This window comes from Endozoicomonas sp. SESOKO1 (assembly GCF_024606265.1).
Lineage (GTDB): Bacteria > Pseudomonadota > Gammaproteobacteria > Pseudomonadales > Endozoicomonadaceae > Endozoicomonas.
Map to the genome: position 1 here is coordinate 1 of NZ_JAHHPP010000078.1, position 24,433 is coordinate 24,433.

The 24,433-nt window shown below is 44.9% G+C and carries 18 protein-coding genes; 6 read left to right on the top strand and 12 right to left on the bottom strand.

Annotation, left to right across the window (positions count from 1 at the left end):
- Window positions 1-171: 171 nt before the first annotated feature.
- On the bottom strand, window positions 172-1,947 hold the full coding sequence (locus tag KDK13_RS04270; protein ID WP_257283690.1) for a pentapeptide repeat-containing protein: 1,776 nt from the start codon (window positions 1,945-1,947) through the stop codon (window positions 172-174).
- A 319-nt stretch (window positions 1,948-2,266) separates the two neighbouring features.
- Here KDK13_RS04270 and KDK13_RS04275 point away from each other — a divergent pair, with 319 nt between their 5' ends.
- The 3 genes from KDK13_RS04275 (at window position 2,267) to KDK13_RS04285 (ending at window position 5,506) form a co-directional block, all read left to right on the top strand.
- Window positions 2,267-3,568, top strand: a complete 1,302-nt coding sequence (locus KDK13_RS04275) for a TatD family hydrolase (RefSeq protein WP_257283691.1) — start codon at window positions 2,267-2,269, stop codon at window positions 3,566-3,568.
- 188 nt (window positions 3,569-3,756) lie between these two features.
- Window positions 3,757-4,488, top strand: coding sequence for a hypothetical protein (locus KDK13_RS04280; RefSeq protein WP_257283692.1), 732 nt, complete (start codon window positions 3,757-3,759; stop codon window positions 4,486-4,488).
- A gap of 151 nt (window positions 4,489-4,639) precedes the next feature.
- A complete protein-coding gene (locus KDK13_RS04285; RefSeq protein ID WP_257283693.1) occupies window positions 4,640-5,506 on the top strand; it encodes a hypothetical protein in 867 nt (288 codons plus the stop codon).
- Between the two features lie 35 nt (window positions 5,507-5,541).
- Here KDK13_RS04285 and KDK13_RS04290 read toward each other — a convergent pair whose 3' ends face one another.
- Window positions 5,542-6,528: a hypothetical protein gene (locus KDK13_RS04290; protein WP_257283694.1), complete on the bottom strand. Its 987-nt coding sequence runs from the start codon at window positions 6,526-6,528 to the stop codon at window positions 5,542-5,544.
- A 307-nt stretch (window positions 6,529-6,835) separates the two neighbouring features.
- Here KDK13_RS04290 and KDK13_RS04295 point away from each other — a divergent pair, with 307 nt between their 5' ends.
- Window positions 6,836-7,909, top strand: a complete 1,074-nt coding sequence (locus KDK13_RS04295; RefSeq protein WP_257283695.1) for a transposase — start codon at window positions 6,836-6,838, stop codon at window positions 7,907-7,909.
- Window positions 7,910-7,929: 20 nt separating this feature from the next.
- Here the strand turns inward: KDK13_RS04295 and KDK13_RS04300 are convergent, their stop codons facing one another.
- The 6 genes from KDK13_RS04300 to KDK13_RS04325 all read right to left on the bottom strand — a co-directional run bounded on the left by KDK13_RS04300 (window position 7,930) and on the right by KDK13_RS04325 (window position 17,762).
- The gene (locus KDK13_RS04300) at window positions 7,930-8,544 is read right to left on the bottom strand and encodes a hypothetical protein (RefSeq protein ID WP_257283696.1); all 615 of its coding nucleotides are present in this window, start codon (window positions 8,542-8,544) and stop codon (window positions 7,930-7,932) included.
- A 235-nt stretch (window positions 8,545-8,779) separates the two neighbouring features.
- Window positions 8,780-11,548, bottom strand: a complete 2,769-nt coding sequence (locus KDK13_RS04305) for a hypothetical protein (protein ID WP_257283697.1) — start codon at window positions 11,546-11,548, stop codon at window positions 8,780-8,782.
- Window positions 11,549-11,776: 228 nt separating this feature from the next.
- A complete protein-coding gene (locus KDK13_RS04310) occupies window positions 11,777-13,222 on the bottom strand; it encodes a glycosyltransferase family protein (RefSeq protein WP_257283698.1) in 1,446 nt (481 codons plus the stop codon).
- 75 nt (window positions 13,223-13,297) lie between these two features.
- Complete coding sequence (locus tag KDK13_RS04315; protein ID WP_257283699.1) at window positions 13,298-15,421, bottom strand: hypothetical protein; 2,124 nt, start codon at window positions 15,419-15,421, stop codon at window positions 13,298-13,300.
- Entirely contained in the window at window positions 15,418-16,500 is a 1,083-nt protein-coding gene (locus tag KDK13_RS04320; protein WP_257283700.1) for a hypothetical protein, read from the bottom strand. The genes KDK13_RS04315 and KDK13_RS04320 overlap by 4 nt, the downstream gene beginning before the upstream one ends.
- A 476-nt stretch (window positions 16,501-16,976) precedes the next feature.
- Complete coding sequence (locus KDK13_RS04325) at window positions 16,977-17,762, bottom strand: START domain-containing protein (protein WP_257283701.1); 786 nt, start codon at window positions 17,760-17,762, stop codon at window positions 16,977-16,979.
- 365 nt (window positions 17,763-18,127) lie between these two features.
- Here KDK13_RS04325 and KDK13_RS04330 point away from each other — a divergent pair, with 365 nt between their 5' ends.
- On the top strand, window positions 18,128-18,319 hold the full coding sequence (locus KDK13_RS04330; RefSeq protein ID WP_257283702.1) for a hypothetical protein: 192 nt from the start codon (window positions 18,128-18,130) through the stop codon (window positions 18,317-18,319).
- 873 nt (window positions 18,320-19,192) lie between these two features.
- A complete protein-coding gene (locus KDK13_RS04335; protein ID WP_257283703.1) occupies window positions 19,193-21,154 on the top strand; it encodes a hypothetical protein in 1,962 nt (653 codons plus the stop codon).
- 49 nt (window positions 21,155-21,203) lie between these two features.
- Here the strand turns inward: KDK13_RS04335 and KDK13_RS04340 are convergent, their stop codons facing one another.
- The 4 genes from KDK13_RS04340 to KDK13_RS04355 all read right to left on the bottom strand — a co-directional run bounded on the left by KDK13_RS04340 (window position 21,204) and on the right by KDK13_RS04355 (window position 24,306).
- Window positions 21,204-21,581, bottom strand: a complete 378-nt coding sequence (locus tag KDK13_RS04340) for a DUF971 domain-containing protein (RefSeq protein WP_257283704.1) — start codon at window positions 21,579-21,581, stop codon at window positions 21,204-21,206.
- Window positions 21,582-21,666: 85 nt separating this feature from the next.
- A complete protein-coding gene (gene hslU, locus KDK13_RS04345) occupies window positions 21,667-23,004 on the bottom strand; it encodes an HslU--HslV peptidase ATPase subunit (RefSeq protein WP_257283705.1) in 1,338 nt (445 codons plus the stop codon).
- A gap of 28 nt (window positions 23,005-23,032) precedes the next feature.
- Window positions 23,033-23,575, bottom strand: coding sequence for an ATP-dependent protease subunit HslV (hslV, locus tag KDK13_RS04350; RefSeq protein ID WP_066014130.1), 543 nt, complete (start codon window positions 23,573-23,575; stop codon window positions 23,033-23,035).
- Between the two features lie 107 nt (window positions 23,576-23,682).
- A complete protein-coding gene (locus KDK13_RS04355; protein WP_257283706.1) occupies window positions 23,683-24,306 on the bottom strand; it encodes an SPOR domain-containing protein in 624 nt (207 codons plus the stop codon).
- Between the last annotated feature and the right edge of the window lie 127 nt (window positions 24,307-24,433).

Genomic DNA, 24,433 nt, shown 5'->3' on the forward strand with positions numbered 1-24,433 from the left:
TCGACAAGCTCAGTCCGAACGGAGTCAGGCAATGAAAATAGGGAAGTTATTTCCAATATTGCCCGGTAAAAAGAAAACCTTGCCACGAAGGCACAGAGGAAAAGATTTTTTCTTTTCTCCGTGTCTCCGTGGCAAAAAGAGGAAGTTATACCGAGACAAATACTTAGCTACTTAATGCTCCATTGCCGTAACTGCAGCTGGCAACAATGTCAAATCGGACGCAACGTTCTTTAACCACTGTTCAAAATCCTTTAGTGATTCATCTATTTCTTCGCTGCTATATTCTTCGGTGTCTGCGTCAAATTTCCTTATCCAAACATTGATTCTTCGTTCATTATTTTTATGCTCATCAATATTCGCAGCAAAGTTATCCAGCCAAGGCTCCAGTTCGTGATTGGTGAAAAGCAATTTCATGAATTCTATCGTCGTACCATGGTCAACGGCTACAATCTTGTGTCTCAGGCAGTACTTGGCTATTGTTAATTTGCCCTCTCTTGGACAACTCTCCCAGACTCTATGACATTTTGTTCTGTATGCTTCCAGTCCCCACTGAAAAAATTTAGCCCGGGTACATTCTATAGATCTGTGTAGTTTATAATCTGACCCAAAATACCGGTTAGTTTTATTTTCGATATTTTTGGCACTTTTTTCAGAGGTTCCATTATTTATACCGTTTGTGTTGGCACCCAATTCTATGTATTCATGTTTGGGATGAGGAAACATGAGAAGCTCAATGATATTGATCATCAACACCAACATATCTTCTCTGGGTAAAGGACTGTGCACATCTTCTATGGGTTCTACAGAATCATCCAGATCAAACAAGTCCTCCTCTTCACCATCCGACAAAGGCTCAACCAGATCAGTTAACAAAGCATTCAAATCTTCCAGAAAAGCGAAAATATTTCCGTCGTACCTATTGCTGAGGATGGTGGTTTTAAAATCAAAATACACAGAGCTGAGATCGTTTACTTTACGATCAAAGAATTCAGGATTGTCCTCGACGAAGCTCAAGGCGCTGGCATCATGATCCAGACTGATACTAAAAAGATAAAAAATAATTGATTTAAGTTTTTGTGGATAATCACTTTTTATCATTTCAATATTTTCAATGATTATTTTTTTTGTTAATTCATCCAGGGGTTCCATATGTGGACACAAGTAATTATTCTTATCCATAACATCCAACCATTGTTTCAGATTGAACTCACCCTGAAGGTTAACACATGACTGAAATATGATTTGGGAAGTCCGCTGCCTACTGTCTGCTTGCTGCCTACTGTCTACTATATGACTTGTCTCCTGTGGATTCTCAGGAAAAAATTTTGCATTTTCCAATACTGATGATGCAAGGTAGTCACCTTCAAAAGAGCAGTCCTGAAAAACAATCCTTTCAAGATCAGCACTGTTTAATTGCTCTTTAGTGAATTTACAGCGCTTGAAAACTGTATATTCAAACTCGGCTCCCTTCATTGAACAGCCTCTGAAATCTACCCCTTCAATCGTCTCTGACACGCCACCAGGCATTTTTTTCAAGCCATCCAACGACACCAGTTTTTGTAGCCCTGGATTTTGTCGCATAAGCAATTCCAGGTTTTCTTCACCAAAATACATGATGATGATTTTGATACTATCCGGAACCTTACTACGATCAGAAATTAACTCACAATAATGGTCTGACCCGGAATACCGGAGCATTTTTTCCGGTGTGCACCCGCCAGACTGTGGATTATAACGTCTTTTCGGGGCAGGCAACCCATCTTGCTGATTTGGAGGATTGACCTGAAGCATTTTCAGTTTATTAACCAACGCTAGCTTACCCACCTCCTCACCGTTCCTGACTTGCACTGTTCTGGTGGATGTTTTGCCTTGCAGGATGCGGCCTGTCGGGCTGAATGTGCCAATTTTATCAGCTTTGCTTACCATGCTGGTTTTAACCAAATCCAAAATCAGGCTCCCCTTTGATATTTTCGATATTTTCGGCCGCATTTTATTGAACCGATGAAAACCGAACAGTTACCACGGCTAACGGTCATGACCAGCATCTTTATGCCAGGCTTAATCGGCAATTAATGGCGAAAACCATTCATTATTTAATGCTATGACCATTCGTTTAATAACTTAGTTCCTTTGCCCTGTAACTTATCTGCAGTGGTAATTGCCGTATTTGTTGACTAGCCTAACAGCCTCAATTGCAAGCGCCTGCGTGCGATGAACATGCTGACGTTAATTTCTGAAAATGCCAGACAGGAGCGAGCGGACTACAATGATGCCGACCAAGATCACGTCACCTAATTCAGTGCCCCCTCATGACGCTGGCAGCAAAGGTACGCATTGGGTCGCCGACGAAGCGGATCTGAAAGTCTGGCAAGAAGGCCGTTCAAAAAAGTCACGGAAAATTAAAAAAAAGAAGAGGTGCCCAGGTTCTGCTGACAAGCCTTTTCCCGGCGTTTCTCCCGTTGCATCCCGATACCTTGGCAAATCGGACTACAATCCCGTTCCAGGTCAGCAGGTCATGGATAAGGGCTTGGAGTCAAGATATTGCCAGCCCTCGACCGAGGCCTCTGCATCACTTGATGCGCCTGCCAGGGATGATGAATGTTCTCATTTTCAGTATGCTTCCCGGCCAGAGTTGGGCAAGTTATATTTGACTCGCCCAAGGTTCAGGCCTCAATACATGACGCCACTGGTTGATATTGGAGCCAATCTCGTCAAGGACTGCTTTGACTTGCCCCAGGTTGTGGCAGATGCTTCCCGGGCAGGGGTTGGGCGCATCATGATAACGGGCACTTCCATTTCTGCGTCGCAAAAGGCTCAGAAATTGGTGGATCAATGGCCGGAGCCATCGGCGAATGCTACTGAAGCCTCTGGATTTTCAGATTCCTCCCCATGTTCTTTGTACTATACAGTGGGATGCCATCCACACCATGCCAGGGATTTCCACCGAGATGGTGGCATACGGCAAATGAGAAAAATACTTGAACAGGGGGATAGCCACTGCATTGCGGTGGGTGAGTGTGGATTGGATTACGATCGCAGATGGTCGTCTCCTGAAGTGCAACGTACCGTGTTCAGGAAACAGTTGGCGCTGGCTGCAGAGCTGAAAAAACCACTGTTTTTGCATGAGCGGCTTGCCCATGATGACTTCGTGCGCATTCTGGCAGACCACATAAATCAGTTGCCTTCACCAGCCATGGCCTGCGTGCACTGTTTCACCGGTAACAGTGAGCAACTGCAGGCCTATCTTGATCTGGGCTGTTCCATTGGAATTACCGGTTGGATCGGCGATAACCGTAACAAAGATCTGGTTAAGGCACTGCGCTCTGTCGGTTGGGAGGCTCTGCGTGACCGCCTGATGGTTGAGACCGATGCACCGTTTTTAAAACCTTATCTGGTCATGCCGCAGCGGTTAGAGCACCGTCGCGGTGGCAAAAGAGCAAATGATAATGAACCGGCTAATCTGCCCTATGTGATCCATGCGCTGAGCCAGGTGCTCGGTGTGGATGGCGAAGAGATTGCCGCTGCAACCACCGACAATGCCAGACGGATATTCTCACTCGGTGACTGACGCAGTATTGGTATCCCGCTTGCAAAAAGCCAGAAAAGTCAGGGTCATATACGCCGCAGGAGTGATCATCTGAAATTTTAGTTATGCGTTCTTAGCACTTTGTTATCAATAATGTGCAACTTAATGATTGTTTGATAATCCAATTATAAAATTCATCGATCAAGTTAAATTATGTTTAAGGAGGAACCATGCAACCACTACAAAACAGCCAGGCATCCAATGCTTCAATAAGATCAGCAATGGATGTTCCGTGCACCCCACGATCTGATCAGCCAGTACAGCGAAAACTGGAGATATGCCACTACAAGACAACCATGATGTTCGGCCATGGTGAGATTAAATCCTTTCCATTTATTCTCAATGGAAAGACTTATCATTTTATAAACCAGAAGTCAGGTTGTCATTCTGTTTCAATAAATGATGAGGTTTTACTGGAAAATTTTACTGCCCGACAAGAAGAAAAAAACAACCTGATAGCAAAGAGGCTTTCTGATGTTATAACAAAAGGTTTTGAAAATGTTTGTACCGTTTTAGATGACCGCACAAAAATTCCAATAAGAGGTATATGTCATGACTTTGCTCATTACTTGAGTCTTGGCTTTACCGTTTTTGAGTCCACGCGATATAAAGATCATGATGCTTTTTACGAATCACTTCCAAACGTAAAAGTCACTGAATTTACCGGAGAACAGGATTTAAGTTTTGGAGACATTGTACAAATAACAGCTAAGCCTGACTCCGTTGGATATAAACCTTTGGTTTATCATAGCGTGGTTTATCTCGGTGATGGAATATACATTAGCAAAATTTCTGGATTAAATATTTACATTCAGGATCTTGATTCGATATTAGATATATGTAAAAGCTGGAAAAAAGGAAGTCTGAGGGTTATCAGAGATGTTGGTGCAGCGGAGCACTAATTTCTACTCGCTCCCATGCTACTGCACCGGAGTGCGACCAGACTGTGTATGTATTCTCACGTAAATGGTTTGTGGCAGGGAGGAACTTTTATAAGAAGACATAGTCTTAAGATTTATTCAATAATCCAATAATTCAATGAATCACTCCTGTATGTTACCTTCATTCGATGTTGCTTTTTCTGATCTTTATTCCAGTACATTAGATATCATAAACCAATCCTGCGAACTTGATGCCAGCAAACAACAGCATGTGTCTCAAGGCATGTCTGGCCAGACACTGAACTCTCCTATTCCTGTTTACAATAGTCAATCAGATATATACCAAAGTGAAACAGGCATTCTTAAATCGTTGCATGAATACGATATTGTATCTTTAGCAGAATTCAATCCAGATGATCAGTTAACTCATCTTCATGACATACTGTTTAACCAACAAGATTTACCAGATGTTACTTTTGTTAACCCGATAAACCTGAACCAAACGACAAGTGATGAGCAAACGACCCCACTGGAAGAAATTGCTGATAGTTTCCTTGTTGAGCACCAAAGGGAGCGAATGCAAGAACCCAAAAAAAGGAAGCTGGTAAATCAGCAAAGAAGGAAGCGGTATCATGAAAGAATGAAGGATCCCGAAAAAAGAAAGCTGAATAGTCAGCGCCAAAGGGAGCGGTATAATGAAAGAGTGAAGGATCCCGAAAAAAGAAAGCTGATAAATCAACGCCAAAGAGAGATAAGACAAGACCCCGAAAAAAGAAAGCTGGAATATCAACGCCAAAAGGAGCTAAGGCAAGATCCCGAAAAAATAAATCAGTTTAATCAGCGCCAAAGGGAGCGGTATCATGAAAGAATGAAGGACCCCATACAAAGAAAGCTGCTGAATCAGCGCCAAAAGGAGCGAATGAAAGACCCCGAAAAAAGAAATCTGAGAAATCAGCAACGAAGAGAGCGAAGGAAAGACCCTGAAAAGAGAGCTGAAAAATCAACGCCAAAGGAAGCGAAGGCAAGGTTCATTAAATAAAATTTCAAATGAGAAAGCTGTCTAATTGCGATGGTCTACTGGTCTGGATGAACAGTTGAATCTTTGCGAAGTTTCCTTTTACACTCACTTTTGTTGTACTCAGTGTTGCGCTTCTTGTACTCACTGTTACGTTTCCTTATGCGCTCGGCGAAATCGGGATCATTCCGGTAGCGCTCCCTTCGGTACGCCTTTATGCGCTCGGCGAAATCGGGATCATTCTGGTAGCGTTCCCTTCTGCGCTCCCTGTTGCGCTTCCTGTTAAGCTTCCTTTTGCGCTCGGCGAAATCAGGATCATTCTGGTAACGATTCCTGTCACGCTTCCTTTGGCGCTCGGCGTAAACGGGATCTTTGCGACGCTCTCGCATTTGGTTCCTTTTATGCTCCCTTTCGCGCTCAATTATCGAAGCGTTATCATCAACAATGTCTTTTACCCGGGGCGTTTGATTCTCATTTGCAGTCTGGTTCAGGTTTATCGGGTTAACTACAGTCAATGGTCGTAAATCTTGTGGGTTAGAGAGTACGTCAGGAAGGTGGTTTAAGGGATAGTCTGGATTCGAATGGCTCTGTGGTGCTGGCTCCCTGATTTCAGGCTCACTCCCTGATAAACATATATGCTGAATACGAGACATGTCTGGTATTGATGATGGTGTATCATTAATGGGTTCGTTACCAGAATTCTCAGGTATATGTTCATCAACTGATGTTGGTATGTCCGGAATATCAGTTTCAAAAAAAACTGCTGTTTGTGAAGCTGTTTCTGACGCTCTTTGTGAAATAGTTAGTGGCTCAATATGATATTTATTCAATGAATTAAAGAACTCAGGGTTATTTTCGTCTGTATCTGGTTGATTATGGTAACCGGGAATGGAAGTGTTCAGTACCTGAACAGACATTCCCTGATATGTCTGGGTTTGTATGCTGGCATCAACAAATCGATGGTCTTGTTCTATTAAATCTAATGAGCCGAAATAAAGATCGTCAAAATCAAGATCGAATGAGGGCAGGCTACTAAGAAAATCCATCGAATTGTTGAATTATTGAATTGCTGAATTACTGCTTAAGACAACTCTTTATTATAAAAGTTCCTCCATAATAAAAAAACATTCAGATTTTCAGGAACCTGGCTCTGATACCAATTTCACTAAACATGAACTGTGCAGCTTTTGAACAGCTTGATCTTTATCAGACAGAGCGGAATACTCCATCCATAGCGCAAAGCGCTTGGGTGGAGATGGATCGGGCCGCGCAGGCAGCGACCAGCCCGTAGAGGGCTGGCAAAACAACCGAAAAAACAGGAACTTTTCGTTGTTTTTCAGGTCAAAAAAAATTATGGCACAAACAAAAACAATGAAGGTTCGAGTAAAAGACAAACACGCCAGATTACTTAGTAAAATGGCTCGATCTGTCAATTTTGTCTGGAACTACATCAATGAACTCAGCACCCGTATGATCAAAGAACGGGGAGTATTTTTGTCTGCCTATGACATACACCCTTATACCAAAGGGGCAGGGAAAGAGTTGGGATTACACAGTCAGTCTTTGCAGTGTATTGCTGCCGAGTATGTGACTCGCAGAAAACAGTTCAGGAAAGCGAGGCTTAACTGGCGAAAATCCGGTGGTGTCCGTCGATCTCTTGGCTGGATTCCGATAAATACCGGGCAATCCAAATGGAAAAACGGACAGGTTTTTCATAACGGCCATTATTTTTCAGTCTGGGACTCTTTTAATCTCAGTGATTACAAGTTCCGTTCTGCCAGTTTTAGCGAAGATTCAAGAGGTCGTTGGTACTTCAATGTTGTTGTTTATGTTGAGACTGAAACATCAAAAGGCACTAAGTCTGTAGGTATAGACCTTGGCTGCAAAGAATCGGCCACTGATTCTAATGGTGATGGTGTAAAAGGCAGAACATACCGGGCCTTTGAAGCCGATCTTGGTATTGCTCAACGAGCCAGAAACAAAAAGAGAATCAAGGCTATTCACGCAAAAATAACAAATAAAAGAAAAGATGATCTTCACAAATACAGTCGCAAACTGGTTAATGAAAATGCGGCTATCTTCGTTGGTAACGTCAATTCCCTCGGTCTGGCAAAAACCAAAATGGCAAAATCTGTTTTAGATGCCGGTTGGGGAATGTTGAAAACAATGCTGGAATATAAATGCGATCACGCAGGCATTGTTTTTGAAGAAGTCAACGAAGCATACTCCACCCAGACTTGTTCGTGCTGCGGTTGTATTTCCGATAGCAGTCCGAAAGGTAGAGCAGGTTTGCGAATAAGAGAATGGACCTGTTCAGAGTGCGGAGCTGAACACCACCGCGATACCAATGCGGCAAGGAACATTCTTGCGCTCGGGCATGAGCGTCTAGCTGTAGGAATCCCCCACTATAACCGCGTAGCGGTTTAGTGGTGGGAGGATGTCAATAATTACCAAAAGCTGAAGCCCGGTAAACGCAGAGAGGTTGAGCCGCCAGAAGTCAGACTATAGGCACCGGACGCTACTTCAGAGGTTGATCTACCACTGACGATTTGAGAGACAGCATGAGTAGTAGGGTGAATGGAGCTAAAATCGCCGATGCCTGGCAATGGAGAAGAAGAGTACAGTCCTGGCTGGGACTGAACTGGTGCTGTGCGGATGGAACCAGTTTCCGGGTAAGGCAGAGGTTCAGCCGATAGTGGCTCCTGTTTATGTTGCTGCCTAACTGCAAGGGGGGCCGGTTCGGTGGAGGTGGTGATCTCTCGATTACGAAGCTTGATGTAATTGCAGTCATCTGTGCAGGCATTTACACAAAGAAACACGGCGCCAGAAAAGCAGACGCCAACAGCCAGGCCGCCGAAGACACCAGCGACAGTGCTGCAGGCTGCAGTATTATGGGCTACAACACCACCAATAGCGGCACCTCCAGCGGCAGGCATCGGAGTAGTTATGGCACACGCAAAGCGATCCTGTTTAATTCGCTCACAATTAAGGGTGTAGTCACATAACCGGTGAGCCACTGGCTGTGTTGTCACCGTTAAATACGTAGCATTAGAGATATTCATATACCTTATTATCCTCAGATTATTGGTTACTTCCGGCCCATAATTTTTATTAAAAATATTTTTGTCTGCCCGCAGACAAAATTATCTGACTTAATTATTCCCAAAAAGTTCCTTATGAATTACCACAATTAAATGAGTAAAGAAGGGTCATGTGCAAATATTGCTTCTTATCAGTAAAAACGACAATGATCATTATTCATTTAAAGACCTGGCACTGACTTTCACTGGCTTTCTCTTAATCGGTCACCTGAGCTTTTACCTCAGCAGGGAGTGTCTGAAACATTGTATTGTATTGCTCATACAAATTCTTATGGCGCTTTAAACAATGATGCATAACTGTATTGCCTTGTTTGTCTTTGATATGCATTAGCTTAAAAAATGTTTCAATACCCGTTTTTTCGATTATCGGGTCACAGAACTCGTTATTGATAAATTCACAGGGAAAGTATTTGTGCAGAGGTGTACAGCCGTTGTTGTCTTTAAGTTTTAATAAATCAACCAGCAGGTCTGAATTTGATTGAAGTAGATCCTGCAGAATACACTCTCGTAATGTTCGTCTGATATGAAATCGCAGCCTTGATGTATGGATGTTTACCAAGAGCAAATGTAAAGGGGTTGAGTCATCATTTTTTAAACGACCTTGCAAAAACGTAGTTAATCCATATTTTTTAACCAGCCAGTTAACTGTATCAATGAGACCATCCGGCCCAACATTTGAATAGTCAATAAACTCAGTTTTAGACATAATATGCAATACATTTTCACCTGTCTCAGGATTTATTAGTTCAAGAAAGGCCCTGCCCGAATCACCCAGGGCATCAACGATGATTTCAAGAATATCTTTATAAAAGAGCAGATGTAACGTTGCATAACTCTGATTAAGAAAAAAAAGATAGAATTCCTTGATCTGTTTCTCACTCATCATGCTAACCATTCCCTGGAATATCTGGAGACTAAAGCAGGCTTCCCTATTCAGGTTTTCAATATTGCCAATGCATGACGTGAAGCACCCAGGATAATGTATTTTGCAGTAAGCAACGTCAAATCGACACAGGGCTTTGATCAGCGGGCTTTTTTTGTCTTTCTGTGGACTTGTGGCCCATTGGACAAAAGTATCGTTATTGCCTGATTTCTTATGCAATGCAATCAGGTAAGGGAGTTTTTCCATCAAGGGTTTATGGTTGTAGAGACTATGTTCAAGTATATAGAGAACAGATTCTGTGCATTGGGGTTGAGTTTGCTGACTGAAAAAACTTTCTATATCCGTCTTACTCTTATTACAGAGATTCAATAAAAAACACTGGTGATTGACTTTAAACAGATCATCTTTTAATTTAGGGTCGCTTATTTGTCGGAAGTAATAGTCAGCATCGTCAAAACGTTCGGCTGCGATAGCATGTCTGTTCAATTCGGCCGCAAATGAATTTTTCAAGGCCTCGTCATGGGTGAACATGAGCCTGTTTTTCAAGTAATGCCAATCGCCCCCATTATCTATTATGTCCTTCAACAAAGTTGTCTGGTGTTTGGTTTTGTAAAGCAGCAGTTTAATTTGTAATTCTTGATCCGTAATCCGATCCCAGAGAAATGTAGCCAGGTACATTGCTTCCCTGTTCATGGCATCTACAATCGGAGTTTGTTCTTGCTGCCTGAGTGTTATGGACATATCATCGGTACAGTCAAATGCCTGATCCCAAATACATCGATCACCAGCAATTATGAGATCCCGGTGGTCATCGTCCATATCACACAGCATGTGATCTATACCTTCCAGCAGCCTGTGATCTGAAATTTTTACACGAGCGTTAAGAAGCCACTGTTGAAATAAGGAATGGCCTTCCAATGTGCAAATGGACAGCACCTTGAACCTCAGTAATGGATTACCGAATGACATGCAGAGGTTGACAATTTTTTCAGGCTTCTTAAGTTCAAGGCATTTTTGTACCATTGAATGACCCGTTTCCGCTTGTGCTGTAAGAAGGTCAACTTTCTGATTATCGCTGAATGTTTCAGTCAATATAAATATCAATTCATCACTGATGTATCGCTTGCCTGTACAGGCCCATAGCAAAGCAGACACATTGGATTTTCCGGTAAAAAGAATAGCCTCCAAACGATCCTGAATAGTCAGGACATCTAACAGGTATTTAATACGGTGATGGTATTCTGGTTCAGTTAGCTGGAATTCTTCATAGGGACGCCTGAGATCACTGCACATGAACTGTAGTAAGGATTGATCAATGTCAGGCCCCCCTTTCAGGATTTTTTCTATCAATTCCCTATTTTCATGAAGAACGGTTTCAAACAGATAGGTACTTTTGTTATAAAGACAAGCGAATGCAAGGGGAGGAGCAAGATCATGCATGGGTTGGGTGACCATCTCCAAAAGGGTTTGCCTATCAAATTTATCTTCCAGCTTCTTGAATAATGGCTCATCCATAACACGGCATACTTGATGCAATATCGTTTCGCCGTCATCGAAAGATTTTAAAAGTACATGCCGGAGGTCTTCCGAGGACAGTCGGTCAAATAAAGCCTGGTAAAAAACACTGCCTGCCTCGTTGGAAATGCTGGCCAATTCCAGAAGTGCATCCGTAATCTTGAGTTTTTCCTGACATTCAGTGGGGCGAGGAATGAACAGGCTTTGAATCTGAATATCACTGAGAGCATTTAATTGGGCCTTAATCTCCAGGTGATTCTGTTGATACAAGGATTGATAGACGCCCTTGAGAAGAGCTCTCCATGAAATCATATTGTCGGGGCTATTGGTTTTTGAGTCGGAAAAAGGGGTAACACTGGTGACTGAGCTATCAGTACTCTTTTCTTCAGGGTGGCATGTTACAGTACGTTTTAATATTTGCTGATCAAGCAGGTTGTTATCCCCTGACTCCATTGAATCCTGTTGTTTTTTTAAGCTTATGGGTGTCAAGTTATTTCCTGCAGTCTTATCCTCTTTGGATTCAGCATTTGAAATAACCGAGACAGTTGGATTAAAACTAATATCCATGAAAAAATCACCCTTTTAACTGCTACACAATTATTAATAAAACCGAGACTGGTGAAAACAAACTTCTTGACTGGAAAAACACTGTGGCAGACAAGCTGACATAGTGTTTTTATAAGTGATCTTATTTTTATTGGTTACTTGGACTTTTGTAATTAATGATAGTTCGAAAAAAAATGAAATAAATGAAAATCAGTTTCAAAAATAATGAAATATCCGGGTTAAATATATTCAAGATTCAAGACCTGACAGTGTTTTTCCTCTCCTTTGAGACAACCTGGCAAGATCACGTTGATTCTGCCAGAGCTTTTCAGATAATTCAGTAACTGTCTCATTACGATCAGAAACAACCCAGCCGGCAATTGCCTCCGCTACATCGGGATACGGATTCGCTGCCTTGCGCTGGGCGTTTTCTATAAAATGCTGCAGATTTTCATAAGTCAGACAATAGAACACTTCAGCCAAATGCCGATTTTCAAGTGTATAGGCATTGGATAGTTGTTCTATTTGTCCCTTAAGAGGTTTAGTTAAAACGGGTAAGCCAATATGTATGCATTCGGCGATCAGTGTAAATCCGCAGTTACAAATCACCCCTCTGGATGTCTGCAGACTTTCTTTAAAGCTGTTTACGCTCATTTGAAAAAACTCCGTATTGCCAATAACCTCCGGCGCCCTGGGACCATAAATTTTAAACCGGTATCCCGAAAACCGGTTTAACAGGCTGGCAACATTATCCTGATTTTCAAAGGGCAAATAGACAACAAGGTGTTTTTTATCTTCACATAGTCGTATTGTCGTGTCGATGACCGGTGGCAAGATCGGCTGGTGCCTGAAACTAACCCAATGAAGCCCGATGGTTTCTGAGGCCGGAGCAAAGAGTTTTACCGCTAACCCCGTAATGGAAAATCTCCGCAGCATGGGAACATCGTAGTCAAACGAATATTGATGACCAAAGCCAATGACTGCCTTGTTTCCTAAATACCCAGCCCAGGCCGTGACAGGTTCAAAGTCAGAGATAATAAGGTCATAGTCCTTCACATTTAACGTCCAGACATCACGTATAAATCCGAAAAAACGGTTATGCATTACTGTTTGGAAAAAATTGATACGGCCATTTTTCGCGATAAAAGTAAACCCATCCCGGTGCAAATAATCACCAAATACTTCCATATCGTAAAGCTCACTCTTCTGACGACCTGAAACAAGATATTGAACCTTGGCCCCACGATCGGCCAGTGCTTTTGCAATCAGACGAGACCGTGTCAAATGACCATTGCCCATTCCCTGGATACCGAATAATATGTTTACCCCAGTCGGCTCACCATCGTATTGCTGTCTGATAGCCGCTTCAAAATCAGATTCAGCCAAATTGTATCCGGATAGAAAACCGGAGCAGCCGGACCGACTTTGTTCAATGGCATCGTAATGTAATAAACAGGTTTTAAGTGTGTCATCTGATACCGGTAAAATAAGACGATCGATCAGTAGCTGATCAGTTGTTAAATGCCGGTTAAAGTACTCAACCAAATGTTCCGCAAGCGCCCTTTTAATGTGTTGATACCTGGGTGAATAAGCCCGACACATCCGATTCCACAGTTTAATCGTGGTACTTTGAATCTCGTTATTCTGATAACTGTCAAACTCCGGGCGCAGGGCATTGATGGCTGATGTATTCATCGGAGTTTCCCGACCAAAGTATATGACAACTATCCTGACAACCATCCTGACACAGCGGGATCAATACCGTCCGGTTTACAAAATACCCGGAAGTATCGGGTTTTCCGGGTCCACTTTCTGCTTGTCTATCCACTGCATCAGATCTCCTCTGGTTTCGATGCCTGGCAAGCTGGTCACCGTTTGGACCCAGACAATGCCAGCAACCAATGCGTAGAGTTCCTTTGGTGCCTCCTTTTTTGTAAAGGTGTATTCTTTTTCAGCTGTGCATGCCAGGGGGTTGATACCACTGGTGCGCAATTGGTTGACCTCAGGCTCAACTTCGGTCGGCAATGAGGCGCCCCGGGTGGTTCCCCCGCCAGCTCGAATGGAATCCCCTGGGCCAATCTTATCAGCGCCTCCACGAAGTTTGTCTCCAGGATTAGGACGCCCACCAAACAGGGTACTTCTACCAAACAGTCCATCAAACAGGCTACTGCCACCAAACAGGCTTCCTGCATCTGGCTTGTTTTGTCCACCAAACTGGCCTCCAACACCAGACGTGCTTCCGCCACCATACACGTACCCTGCACCAGAAAGGTTTGCCCCACCATACAGGTGTCCTGTACCAGAAAGGTTTGCTCCGGGCAGGCTTTCGGCCTCCAACAGTTTTACCTGTCGTACAAATTTGCTTTCATCCTGTTTCAACAGGGAAAATCCAAAGGGAATGGCAAGTCCGGCCGCACTGGACATGGCGGTTTTGTGGTCAACCCCGATGGCTTCCAGCACTGGCGCCACTTGTTGAATGCCAATGTTGTGCTTTTCTGTCTTACTGCTCTCCCCCTTACCATGGGAGAATGATACATTTTCTCGTCCCCGCCAACTTGGTACCGTATGAAGAGCAAAGGTTGCCTGGTGAAAATCAGCACCTTGCTTCAGTCCTTTGGGCATACGCAACCGGGCACAAATCGGAATCAGATTATCGCTGTCCTGGCTGCAGAAATTTGACACATACTTTCCCATGATGGTGCTGTTGAGTTCCACAGTGAATTCGGTGCCTTCCAAAGCCCTTTCACTACTGGCAAACAAATACACCTGAATCATCGGTGCCTTTGTCTCCCCTTTCGGCTCAACGCCCTTCCTCGCCAGTTTCAATCGTTCCTGTACCGCAGAAGGGAGCTTGTTCAAGGGTACCCATGAAGCGCTGACAACAGGCTGAATGTTCTGGTTGTTACCGACGATATTCACACTAATATCGGCCGTTGATACATTGCCGTTGCAGAATACGCTCACTGAGGGCATCCAAACCTGCCTGGCGAGAGAGGTTAACCGTTCTCCACTGGCCACTTTGGTCTCGGACGGTGCGCCCTGCCTGCTCATGCGCTGCAGGATCTCTGCCATATTCTCCATGGCAGTCCCGGTCCCGGATGGCCCCAGTGAGTAAGACTCAAGCTGGCTGGCAATAACATTGAGGCCTCTGGCCAATTGCTGTTCAGAGCGTTCACTTTCCCGGGACCGGGCAGGCATCTCTGGTTGCCCAGGCGCTGCCTGAAGCCCTGCAACGTCATCATAGGCGGGGGGCGCTGATGGAGCTGCATTCACTGGTGAATAATGCGGAACCTGTTGTGGGAACTGATGATCAGCACCATGATTCGCTGTCTGGTCGATGGTGCCACCTTCACAACGGGGGAAATCCTTACACAAGAATGATAAAGGCACACTAGGAAACATATCGAATGTTAATCGCGACTGAGCTTCCTGCAGCAACTGGTTCTCATTCATTACGTTGATCAGCCAGTCGCTGCCCCTGCCCAAACAGCTGTCTGGTGCCCGGATAAGCTGACAAAATTTTGTGGCTTCAGGCCCATCAACGCCCTCTCCAACAATTAAAGATTCCTCCTGAACGTGCTGGAGCAACCCTGTAATACACTGATGTTTTTCGCTGCCTTCACAACTCGGCTTTCTAATGTCGTCGAATCCTGACGCCTTGAGTTGTTTTTTCAGTGTTTCGGCGTTGAAGTCAGGATCCTGATTTGCTGCTGTGCAGAATTCCCCGGCGATGGCATGGCATTCCCTCACTGTCCTGTCATGCAAGAATTTAGTAAGGTCTCGGGGAGTTATATTACTGCGCTCAATTTGCCTGACTACCTGACTGGCAGAGGTTTGCTGTGGCAATGAACCCTGGACAACGGGATGAAAGGCAGATGACGGAGAAATGTTCACTTTCGGTCAGCTCCGGACAGTGGATTTACTTCCTCGTTGGATTTCCCGGCTGGATAAAAGTTCATTGCCTGGAAGCAAGGGTCAGGCCTTTGTATTTGAACACATTCAAGATTCAAGACCTGACACTGCTTCTCTTCTTCTTTTTTCTGCATTACTTTTCTATACCGCTCCCTGGCGCGCTGATTTCTCAGTTTTCTTTTTTCGGGATCTTGCATTCTTTCACTATACCGCTCCCTGCGGTGCTGATTTCTCAGTTTTCTATTTTCGGGGTCTTGCATTCTCTCCCTTTCACGTTGATTCTTGAGCTTTCTTTTTTCGGGGTCTTGCATTCGCTCTCTTACACGCTGATTCTGGAGCTTTCTTTTTTCGGGGTCTTGCATCCGCTCCCTTTGACGCTGATTTTTCAGCTTTCTTTTTTCGGGATCTTGCAGTCGCTCCCTTTCACGCTGAGAATTCAGTTTTCTTATTTCGGGAGCTTGTCTTCGCTCCCTTTCACGCTGAGTATTGAGCTTTCTTTTTTCGGGGTCTTGCATTACTTTTTCATACCGCTCCCTGTCACGCTGCTTTCTCAGCTTTCTTTTTTCGGGGTCTTGCATTATTTCACTATACCACTCCCTGGCGTGCTGGTTTCTCAGCTTTCTTTTTTCGGGGTCTTGCATTCTTTCTCTATACCGCTCCCTGGCACGCTGATTTCTCAGCTTTCTTTTTTCGGGATCTTGCATTATTTCACTATACCACTCCCTGGCACGCTGATTTATCATTTTTCTATTTTCTGGGTCCTGTCTTCGCTCCATTTGGCGCTCAGCAAACAAACTATCAGCAATTTCTTCTGCTAGTGTCATTTGCTCATCACTTGTCGCCTGGTTCAGGTTTACCGGGTTAACTAAAGTAACTGGTGTTAAATCCTGTCGGTTAAACAGTACAGCAGGAAGATGAGTTAACTGATCATCTGGATTCGAATGTCTGGCAGGTATTGGGCCAGGCTCGCTAACCGATAAGCATGCCTGCTGTGTAAAGGGAAAGTTTGGTATTGATGATATTTCATCATTAATGAGTTCATCATCAGAATCCTGAGGCACATATTCATCAAGAACTGATTTTGGTATCTCATGAATTACAGTCCCTAAGGAGATTTCTGGATCGAAGCCTGTTAGAGGTACAATATCGTATTCATGTAAAGATTTAAAAATACCAGCTTCATTTTTGTGTATATCTGATTGACTATTGTAAATAGGAAAAGGAGAGTCCAGCGTCTGGCCAACCATGCCTTGAAACGCTTGCTGCTGTTTTCTGGCATCAAGTTGGCAGGGTTGGTTTATTAAATCTAATGTCCCGGAATAAAGACCTGAAAAAGTAACTTCGAATGAAGGTAAGTTATAGGATTGATTCATTGAATTACAGAATTATTGAACTATGTCTTAAGACCACGCCTTCTTAATAGAAGTTCCTCACTACGGCAAACCCGTCAATATTGATGTCAACGAAGCATAAGGATTTTCTATAACCATTATGATTAGTGGGATAATATAAGTATTTAGGAAACTTATTTCAAAATTCAGGGTCTTTCTTTTTGAACACATTCAAGATTCAAGACCCTGTACTGTTTCTCTTTATCCCGAACTTCCCGGGTAAAGCCGTCCCAGTCGATCTTTGGTGTACGCCATTTATATTTTGTATCAGTGCCATGGTTCTCTAAAGCCCAGCTGTCATATTTCAGGGCACAATCATGCAAGTTAGTAATAGTGTCAGGAATCACGCTGCCCAAAAGGTTGTTAACCAGCCATGCTGGTATGGAACCCTTTGGATCAGAATGTGAGATAAATATCAGTTTAACCCCGCCGGAGTGGGTCGGTATCATGTAATACCCAGTGAGAATTGAGCGAGCTCTTACAAATCCTTCCCGCTCAGGACAGTCTGCATGGTCAACGCTGTGGTTCATAATGATATACTCACCGTTGGTAAACTCCATCCAGGAGCGCAGGTTGCAGAAATCGCGTTTCGAGATCGGCCAATAAGGCTGCACTGCGTAGTATCCAATGTCATTCCGTGAATCCAGCTGACAGATCTCGTACCCCTCAATCATCTTCCTGTCCCAGGTTTTGCGGTAGTCCGCATCATGCAGAGTGTTGAACAGCGTCTCGGGATTAATATCGTCCCACTGGACAGTTGCACGAACAATGTTGAATCCGGTGCCTTTCTCACCAGGCTTCAGATCCTCTGGCCTGGACTCCACGAGAAGAACTTTCTGCCTGTCCTCATATACTTTTGTCCACTTGCCATCCTGACTCCCGGCAAAGCCACGCAGTTTAACGAAGTCGGGCAGTTGCATCAGCTTGTACATTTGCCCCTTTGATTCAACAAAAACAGGGGTATCCTGACACGCTGTATCATTCCCATCCGGGGAATTGGCTACCTGAAAACTTTGTGATATTTGCCTGTCTTCCAATGGCTTTTTTGCTGATGTTATAGTTGGTCTCTGCTTGCCACCCTCAGGTAAAGCGTGAATAGAATGAACCACGTTTTCTTCTACAGAAACTGAATTAGTATGCCATGTACCGAAATCATTCTGACGCTGGGATCCCGGCTTGCCAATTGACCTGCTACTGCATTCATCAAATTGGGGATTACCTTGACATGCTCGCATTTTGTAACCAGATAGTCTTGATTAACTCACACAATGTCACTATAAAAGCCCAGGATGAATAAATGTCAAGTCGAGTAGAGAATACCTGTGCTCCCGGCAATTCCCGCCCTTTATTAAAAGCCCTTAATATTCCCAAGCATCACAGCAGGTTAAAAAAATTGCATCCAGACCTGGTTGATCAAAAGCTGGGAGGGTTCTTTGATGCAATTATCAACCGGGCTGTTGCGGGAGTAGTACCTTACGACAGCTCATAGAACATGAGTGGTAGTCTGACTTCAGGGTTCATTTTTTTTGATCATCAAATAGCCACCAGGAGTGGAGATTGTTTTTTGTGTACTGTGAAAATAAGGTGCTTGAGATTTATTATACGCTCAAAGGCGCATATTGAACGGGAGCGGGAATAGCTGCAATCAAGGATCACCCGGATAAAAATTCCGGAAACGTAGAGAGTAATCAGCTTTTTCAAAAAACTTCGGAAGCGCACAGGTATCTGACGATAAAATTCATTAAATAAAATTTCAAATGAGAAAGCTGTCTAAGAAACGAGTTGAACTTTTCTTTGACCAAAAAAATCAAACTTGTCAGAAAAACTTTTTGTCAGGAGCTTAATCATAGGAGTTTATCACATGAATACACTGCATCCTGACCAGAGTCTGGCAGTTCAGCCAAACTTTTCGCGGGCGTCAGACTTAAATGACGCATCAGGATTAAACAAGGGTGCTGGTGTATACACGACAACTGCAAAGTTTAATGCCAGGGATGTCCGTCATACTGATATCAGTAATTTTTTTGTCCGGCTGAAGCGGGGAGACGTCAGACAACTCGCAATGGATACCTGTGCTGAGGCTGAAAGATTGCATGGCGATAAAATCTGGAAAAAAGATAATCTTGATAAAGACCTCAAGGCGTATGAATTGCCGAGAGACTTTAGTTGCCGTGATGGTTTAAAGGATCGTAAGGCCAGTGCAATACTGAATGTTTTTCTCAAAGTAAAAGATGAAGGTGTAAAAGCAGCTGCCAGGGGAGGAGAAGCCCATACATTGCCTCTGGCACAAAATTTATGTGATCTGTTGAATCGTAAAGCGGCAAAAGAGGGCGAGAAAAAGAGAGAACCCCATTATGTCAGTATGGATTTCTTTGTCGGTGAGATGAATAAATATCACCAGAAAATAAATCAAACGGACTCTTTCCGTGGCAGCACCGGCCAGGAAAACCCTGGTGTAACAGGGCCGGGCCTGCCTCCTGCTGAAAACCCAGTGTTTGCGAAGGCGGGGAGACCACTATTATTACTGTTACCTCCAGCGTGGTATGGTCCAGCAATTGTGCCTTCACCACCACCTGATTACCGTGCGGTTCGAGCTGAAATGAGGTTGGCGAACCTGAAAGCTGCGCTTGCTAACTTGCAACAAGGGCTGAAGAACGATTTTCAAAGTCAGTCTTTTCAGCATGGAATGAGTGCTGCTGAACTGGAAATATCGCAACTTGCCATTAACCTGCCGGTAAATCTACAGGGGTCCTATGGTAAAGCTAAAGCTGATTTTAAGCGCCTTCAACAACAACTGCCAAAACAACTGCCAAAACAACTGCCAAGCATGAATGAGAGGGTTTTGGTCAAGGAATTTCATCAACAGATAGACCGGCTGCAACAGTCGCTGGCGGAGAAGGAGCCAAGAATAGAGAACTCCTGTGCAGTAAGGGCTGTGAAGCGAGAAGTTCACGCTTTGGCAAACCAGATTGACAAGCTCAGCTCTGTAGAGTCTGAGAAGGCAGTGCTCCAGGTGCGAAAGGGAGCATTAACAATCAGTATTGATAACTGGTTTGCCGTTCTTGATGCTTTCGATACCTTAACTCGACTGAAAAGTTATCTTGAGGGTTTACAGTTTCTGAAATTATCACAGGACGTTGATTATTTCTCTGCCAGGCTTGATCAATTTGATGACAATATCAGGAAGATACTCCCCGGTGAGACACGAAATGAATTAATGAGGGAGTCAGGTAAACTCAGAAGCGTTTTTTCTGATAAATTTAAAAGCCAGACAGATACCAGACAGACCACTGTTTCAAAAAGGCAACCATCTTTCAGCGAACAATCCACTCTTGAAAATGTGCATGAAAAGTTAAGGACAGAGCCTCCGAAGAGCAGACCTGTCCTTGTGCATGGAGATATCCTGGCGTCATTTGCCAGTGAGTTGGGATGCAAGAAATTGAGATTTTTTAGTGATGGGTTTATTTCTACCGCCAGTTTAGGAATAAAGCCCTCTTCTGAGAAAACAAAATGCCTTGTAACCTGGACTACTATTCCTCTTAAATCTCTGCCTTCCGATTTTCAGGCAAGAATGATAGAAGCTTATAATGACAGTTATAACTGGCCTGAAGATATAACACTGTTGCAGGTATATGCTTTTGCTACTGATAAGAGCGATTTTAACGGTGCCAGCTTTCAATTAGAACTTGAAAGCCTTATGCCTGATTTTCATCACAGAATATACAGAAACAGCCGCGATGGGAGAAATTATAGCCCTATGGGGGCGGATCTCCGGATGCCTGAGGGTTTAAAGCAGGGGAATAGGTTTTATGAGGCGCACCGGGCTTTACATGAAAATCTGGCTAGAGAGGATACCGTCAGTTTTGCTTATGGTTCAGGAGTGGATAACCATGGCAATCTGGAAGATATTGGTTTTACTCCGGGTGCGAGTGCTCAAGAAGCTGCATCAGCAGAAGCTGGTTTTGGTATTCCCTTCGGGATTGATTTGAAGAAGCAGCCGGAAAGTTTGCTGTATGAACTGGAGCAGCAGAGAACCGGGGATTATCGTGATTTTGAGGTGCCCGATGGTGATGAGCCTGATTCTGACGTTGTATCCGATAGTTTGGGTTCCAGTGGAATAAATTCGGTAGCCCTTCAGCCAAAGGGCAAATATCAAATTTCTGCACGTGCTCGGGCAAGCGAGATATTTGCAAAAGAGGTGGGTATTTTGTGGGTGAAAACGATCACAGCATTACCAGATGTAAATAGCCCATGTGGTCTGATGGATTGGGTACAGAATAATAAACCCGACCCGGGAAATCTGCGTATCCCTCCGCTTCTGTAGCACATACGTATGTCTTATGGGTTTTAATGACAATCGTCTTGTTAAAAATTTACTGAAAAAAACGAACCACCGAAACGTCCGGATCACGACTGGCACCCGCATCCCTTAATGCCTGCAGGTACTCGCCCCACATCGCTTCTTTGTGATGACACAACTCATGGAGATAACCCCAGTCATAAATCCCACTGTTATGCCCATCATCAAACATCAGCTTGATGGCATATTGGCCAACCATTTCTACGCCGGTGATGGCAACATTCAGCTTACCGGTCTGCAAAACAGGGTTGCCATGGCCACGAACCTCGGCAGAAGGGCTTAATACTCTGAGAAATTCCGCTTCCAGCTGGAACGTGTCATGACCAAACTGAATCTCTAAAGTTTTGGAGCGTTTATGCAGTTTGATGGCAGAAGGAATTGGGGCAGTCATTTCGGACGGGGTTTCCACTCATTATGCAAGAGTATGAGACAGAAAAGGAGTAACCAGCAAGGCACTGACCACTCCCTATCAAACATCAGAGGATATAACGACTCAGGTCTTCATCCTGAACCAGTTCACCCAGGTGTTTATCAACATAAGCCGCGTCAATCTTCAGTGGCGCGCCATCCTGGGCAGAGGCCAGATCTGCCGCTCCAAAGGAAACCTCTTCCAGCAGACGCTCCATCACCGTATGGAGACGGCGGGCACCGATATTCTCGGTACGCTCATTCACCTGCCAGGAAACCTCGGCCAGGCGGCGAATGGCATCCTCGGCAAACTCGATATTGAGTGACTCGGTGGCCATCAATGCCTGGTACTGTTCCGTCAGGGAAGCATCCGGCTCGGTCAGAATACGCATAAAGTCTTCAGAAGAGAGCGCTTTCAGTTCAACACGGATGGGCAGACGTCCCTGCAGTTCCGGAATCAGATCGGAAGGCTTGGCCAGGTGGAACGCACCGGAGGCAATAAACAGAATGTGATCGGTCTTCACCATGCCGTACTTGGTAGAGACGGTACATCCTTCAATTAATGGCAGCAGGTCACGCTGAACGCCTTCGCGGGAGACATCGGCATTGGAAGCGCCTGAACGTTTGGCAACTTTGTCAATTTCGTCAATAAAGACGATACCGTTCTGTTCAACAGCCTCAACCGCCCGGGTCTTGAGTTCGTCCTCATTGACCAGCTTGGCTGCTTCCTCTTCCTGAGCCAGACGCATGGCATCCTTGACTTTCAGCTTCCGCTTTTTCGATTTGCCGGTGTTCAGGTTAGAGAACATGTTCTGCAGCTGGCTGGTCATCTCTTCCATGCCAGGAGGCGCCATGATTTCAACACCCATGGCCGCTTCACGAACATCAATCTCAATTTCTTTATCGTCCAGGTCACCTTCACGGAGTTTTTTGCGGAATACCTGACGGGTTGAGTTGTCCTGGGGCTGGGACTCTTCTCCAAAAGAACGGGGAGGCGGCAAAAGGGCATCCAGAATGCGCTCTTCAGCGGCATCCAGCGCCCGGTGACGAACCCGCTCCATTTCCATCTCACGGAGCATTTTGATGGCGGCATCCATCAGGTCACGGACAATGGACTCGACATCGCGGCCTACATAACCCACTTCGGTAAACTTGGTAGCTTCCACCTTGATAAACGGTGCATTGGCAAGCTTGGCCAGACGGCGGGCAATCTCGGTTTTACCAACGCCGGTGGGACCGATCATCAAAATATTTTTCGGGCTGATCTCGTTACGCAGATCTTCATTCAACTGCATTCTGCGCCAGCGGTTACGAAGGGCGATGGCAACGGCGCGCTTGGCCTCGTCCTGGCCAATAATATGTTTGTCCAGCTCATGGACAATTTCACGGGGTGTCATATCTGACATATCAGAAACTCGTTAGATCGCTATTGTTTCAAGCTGCAGGAAGCTCTTCGATGACTTGGTTTGAGTTGGTGTAGACACAGATATCTGCGGCGATACCCAGACTCTTTTCAACGATATCCCGGGCACCCATTTCCGTGTTGTGAAACAGTGCCTTGGCAGCTGCCTGGGCATAAAAACCACCGGAACCGATGGCCAGGATGCCATCTTCCGTCTCCATCACATCGCCGTTACCGGTGATAATCAGGGAGGCAGTGGCATCAGCAACAATCAGCATGGCTTCCAGCCGTTGCAGGGCCCGCTCGGTTCGCCACTCTTTGGCCAGTTCAACCGCTGATTTGGTCAGTCGTCCCTGGTGTTTTTCCAGCTGGGCTTCAAAACGCTCAAACAGGGTAAAGGCATCAGCGGTACCACCGGCAAACCCGGCAATCACTTTACCCTGGTAGAGACGGCGTACTTTATGGGCGTTGCCCTTGATTACGGCATCACCCAGCGAAACCTGGCCATCACCACCGATCACGACACTGCCGCCACGACGTACCGACAGGATAGTTGTGCCACGATACTGTTCCAAGGCTCGCTCCTTAATATAGAAAACAGATAACAGGGCCTTATATTGGGGAGGGTGAATGAATTATCAAGAGGGGCGGGAGAGAATCCCGCCGGGAATTACGCTTTTTTCTATTTGAGCTGTAAGAGAAGGCTATCAATATTCTGGCTGGCCAACACTTTCTGGGCATTCTGGAGTGAGACACGGTCGGTGAATGGCCCAAGCTGAACCCGGTGCCAGGTTTCCCCTCCGCCAACAATGACCTTCTCGACTTTGGGCATCAAACCTTCCAGCAGCAATCGAACCCTGAGTCGCTCTGCATCCTTGGGGCTACGGAAGGAACCGGCCTGCAGAAGATATTTTCCGGGTTTGGCGGTCACTGTTGCTGCCGGTTTCTGATCCGGCTTACTACTCTGTGTGTTAGCAGGAACCGTTGCCGGTTCCCTTACCGGCTCCGGATCGACAATAGATACCGTCACTTCAGACTCGGGCAGCAGGGTATAAAAATCAAACACTGGCTGATTATCTTTATTACGGTCGTCTTTCCTGTTGTCACTGGACGATGAGTTGACCTGCTCAGCTACAGTTCGTACATCTTTGGCAGAAGGCGTCAACCCTGCCAGAAAGGCAACAAACACACCAATAAACAGACCTGCCAGTAGCCAGGCCCAGTTTGGCAGGGACAACCCGGCTGATTTACCGGCGGTTTTCGATTTACTGGCTCCCCGCCTGCTATTGCTTGGTCTGGACGTCATATCTCTCAACTTTTGTTTTTCAGCTCTGTGTTTTATCAGCTCTGTGTTTTATCAGCTCTGTGTTACGTCAGCTCTGTCATCAATCAGGCTCTTTATGAACACAACCCGATAAAGATACCACTATCTC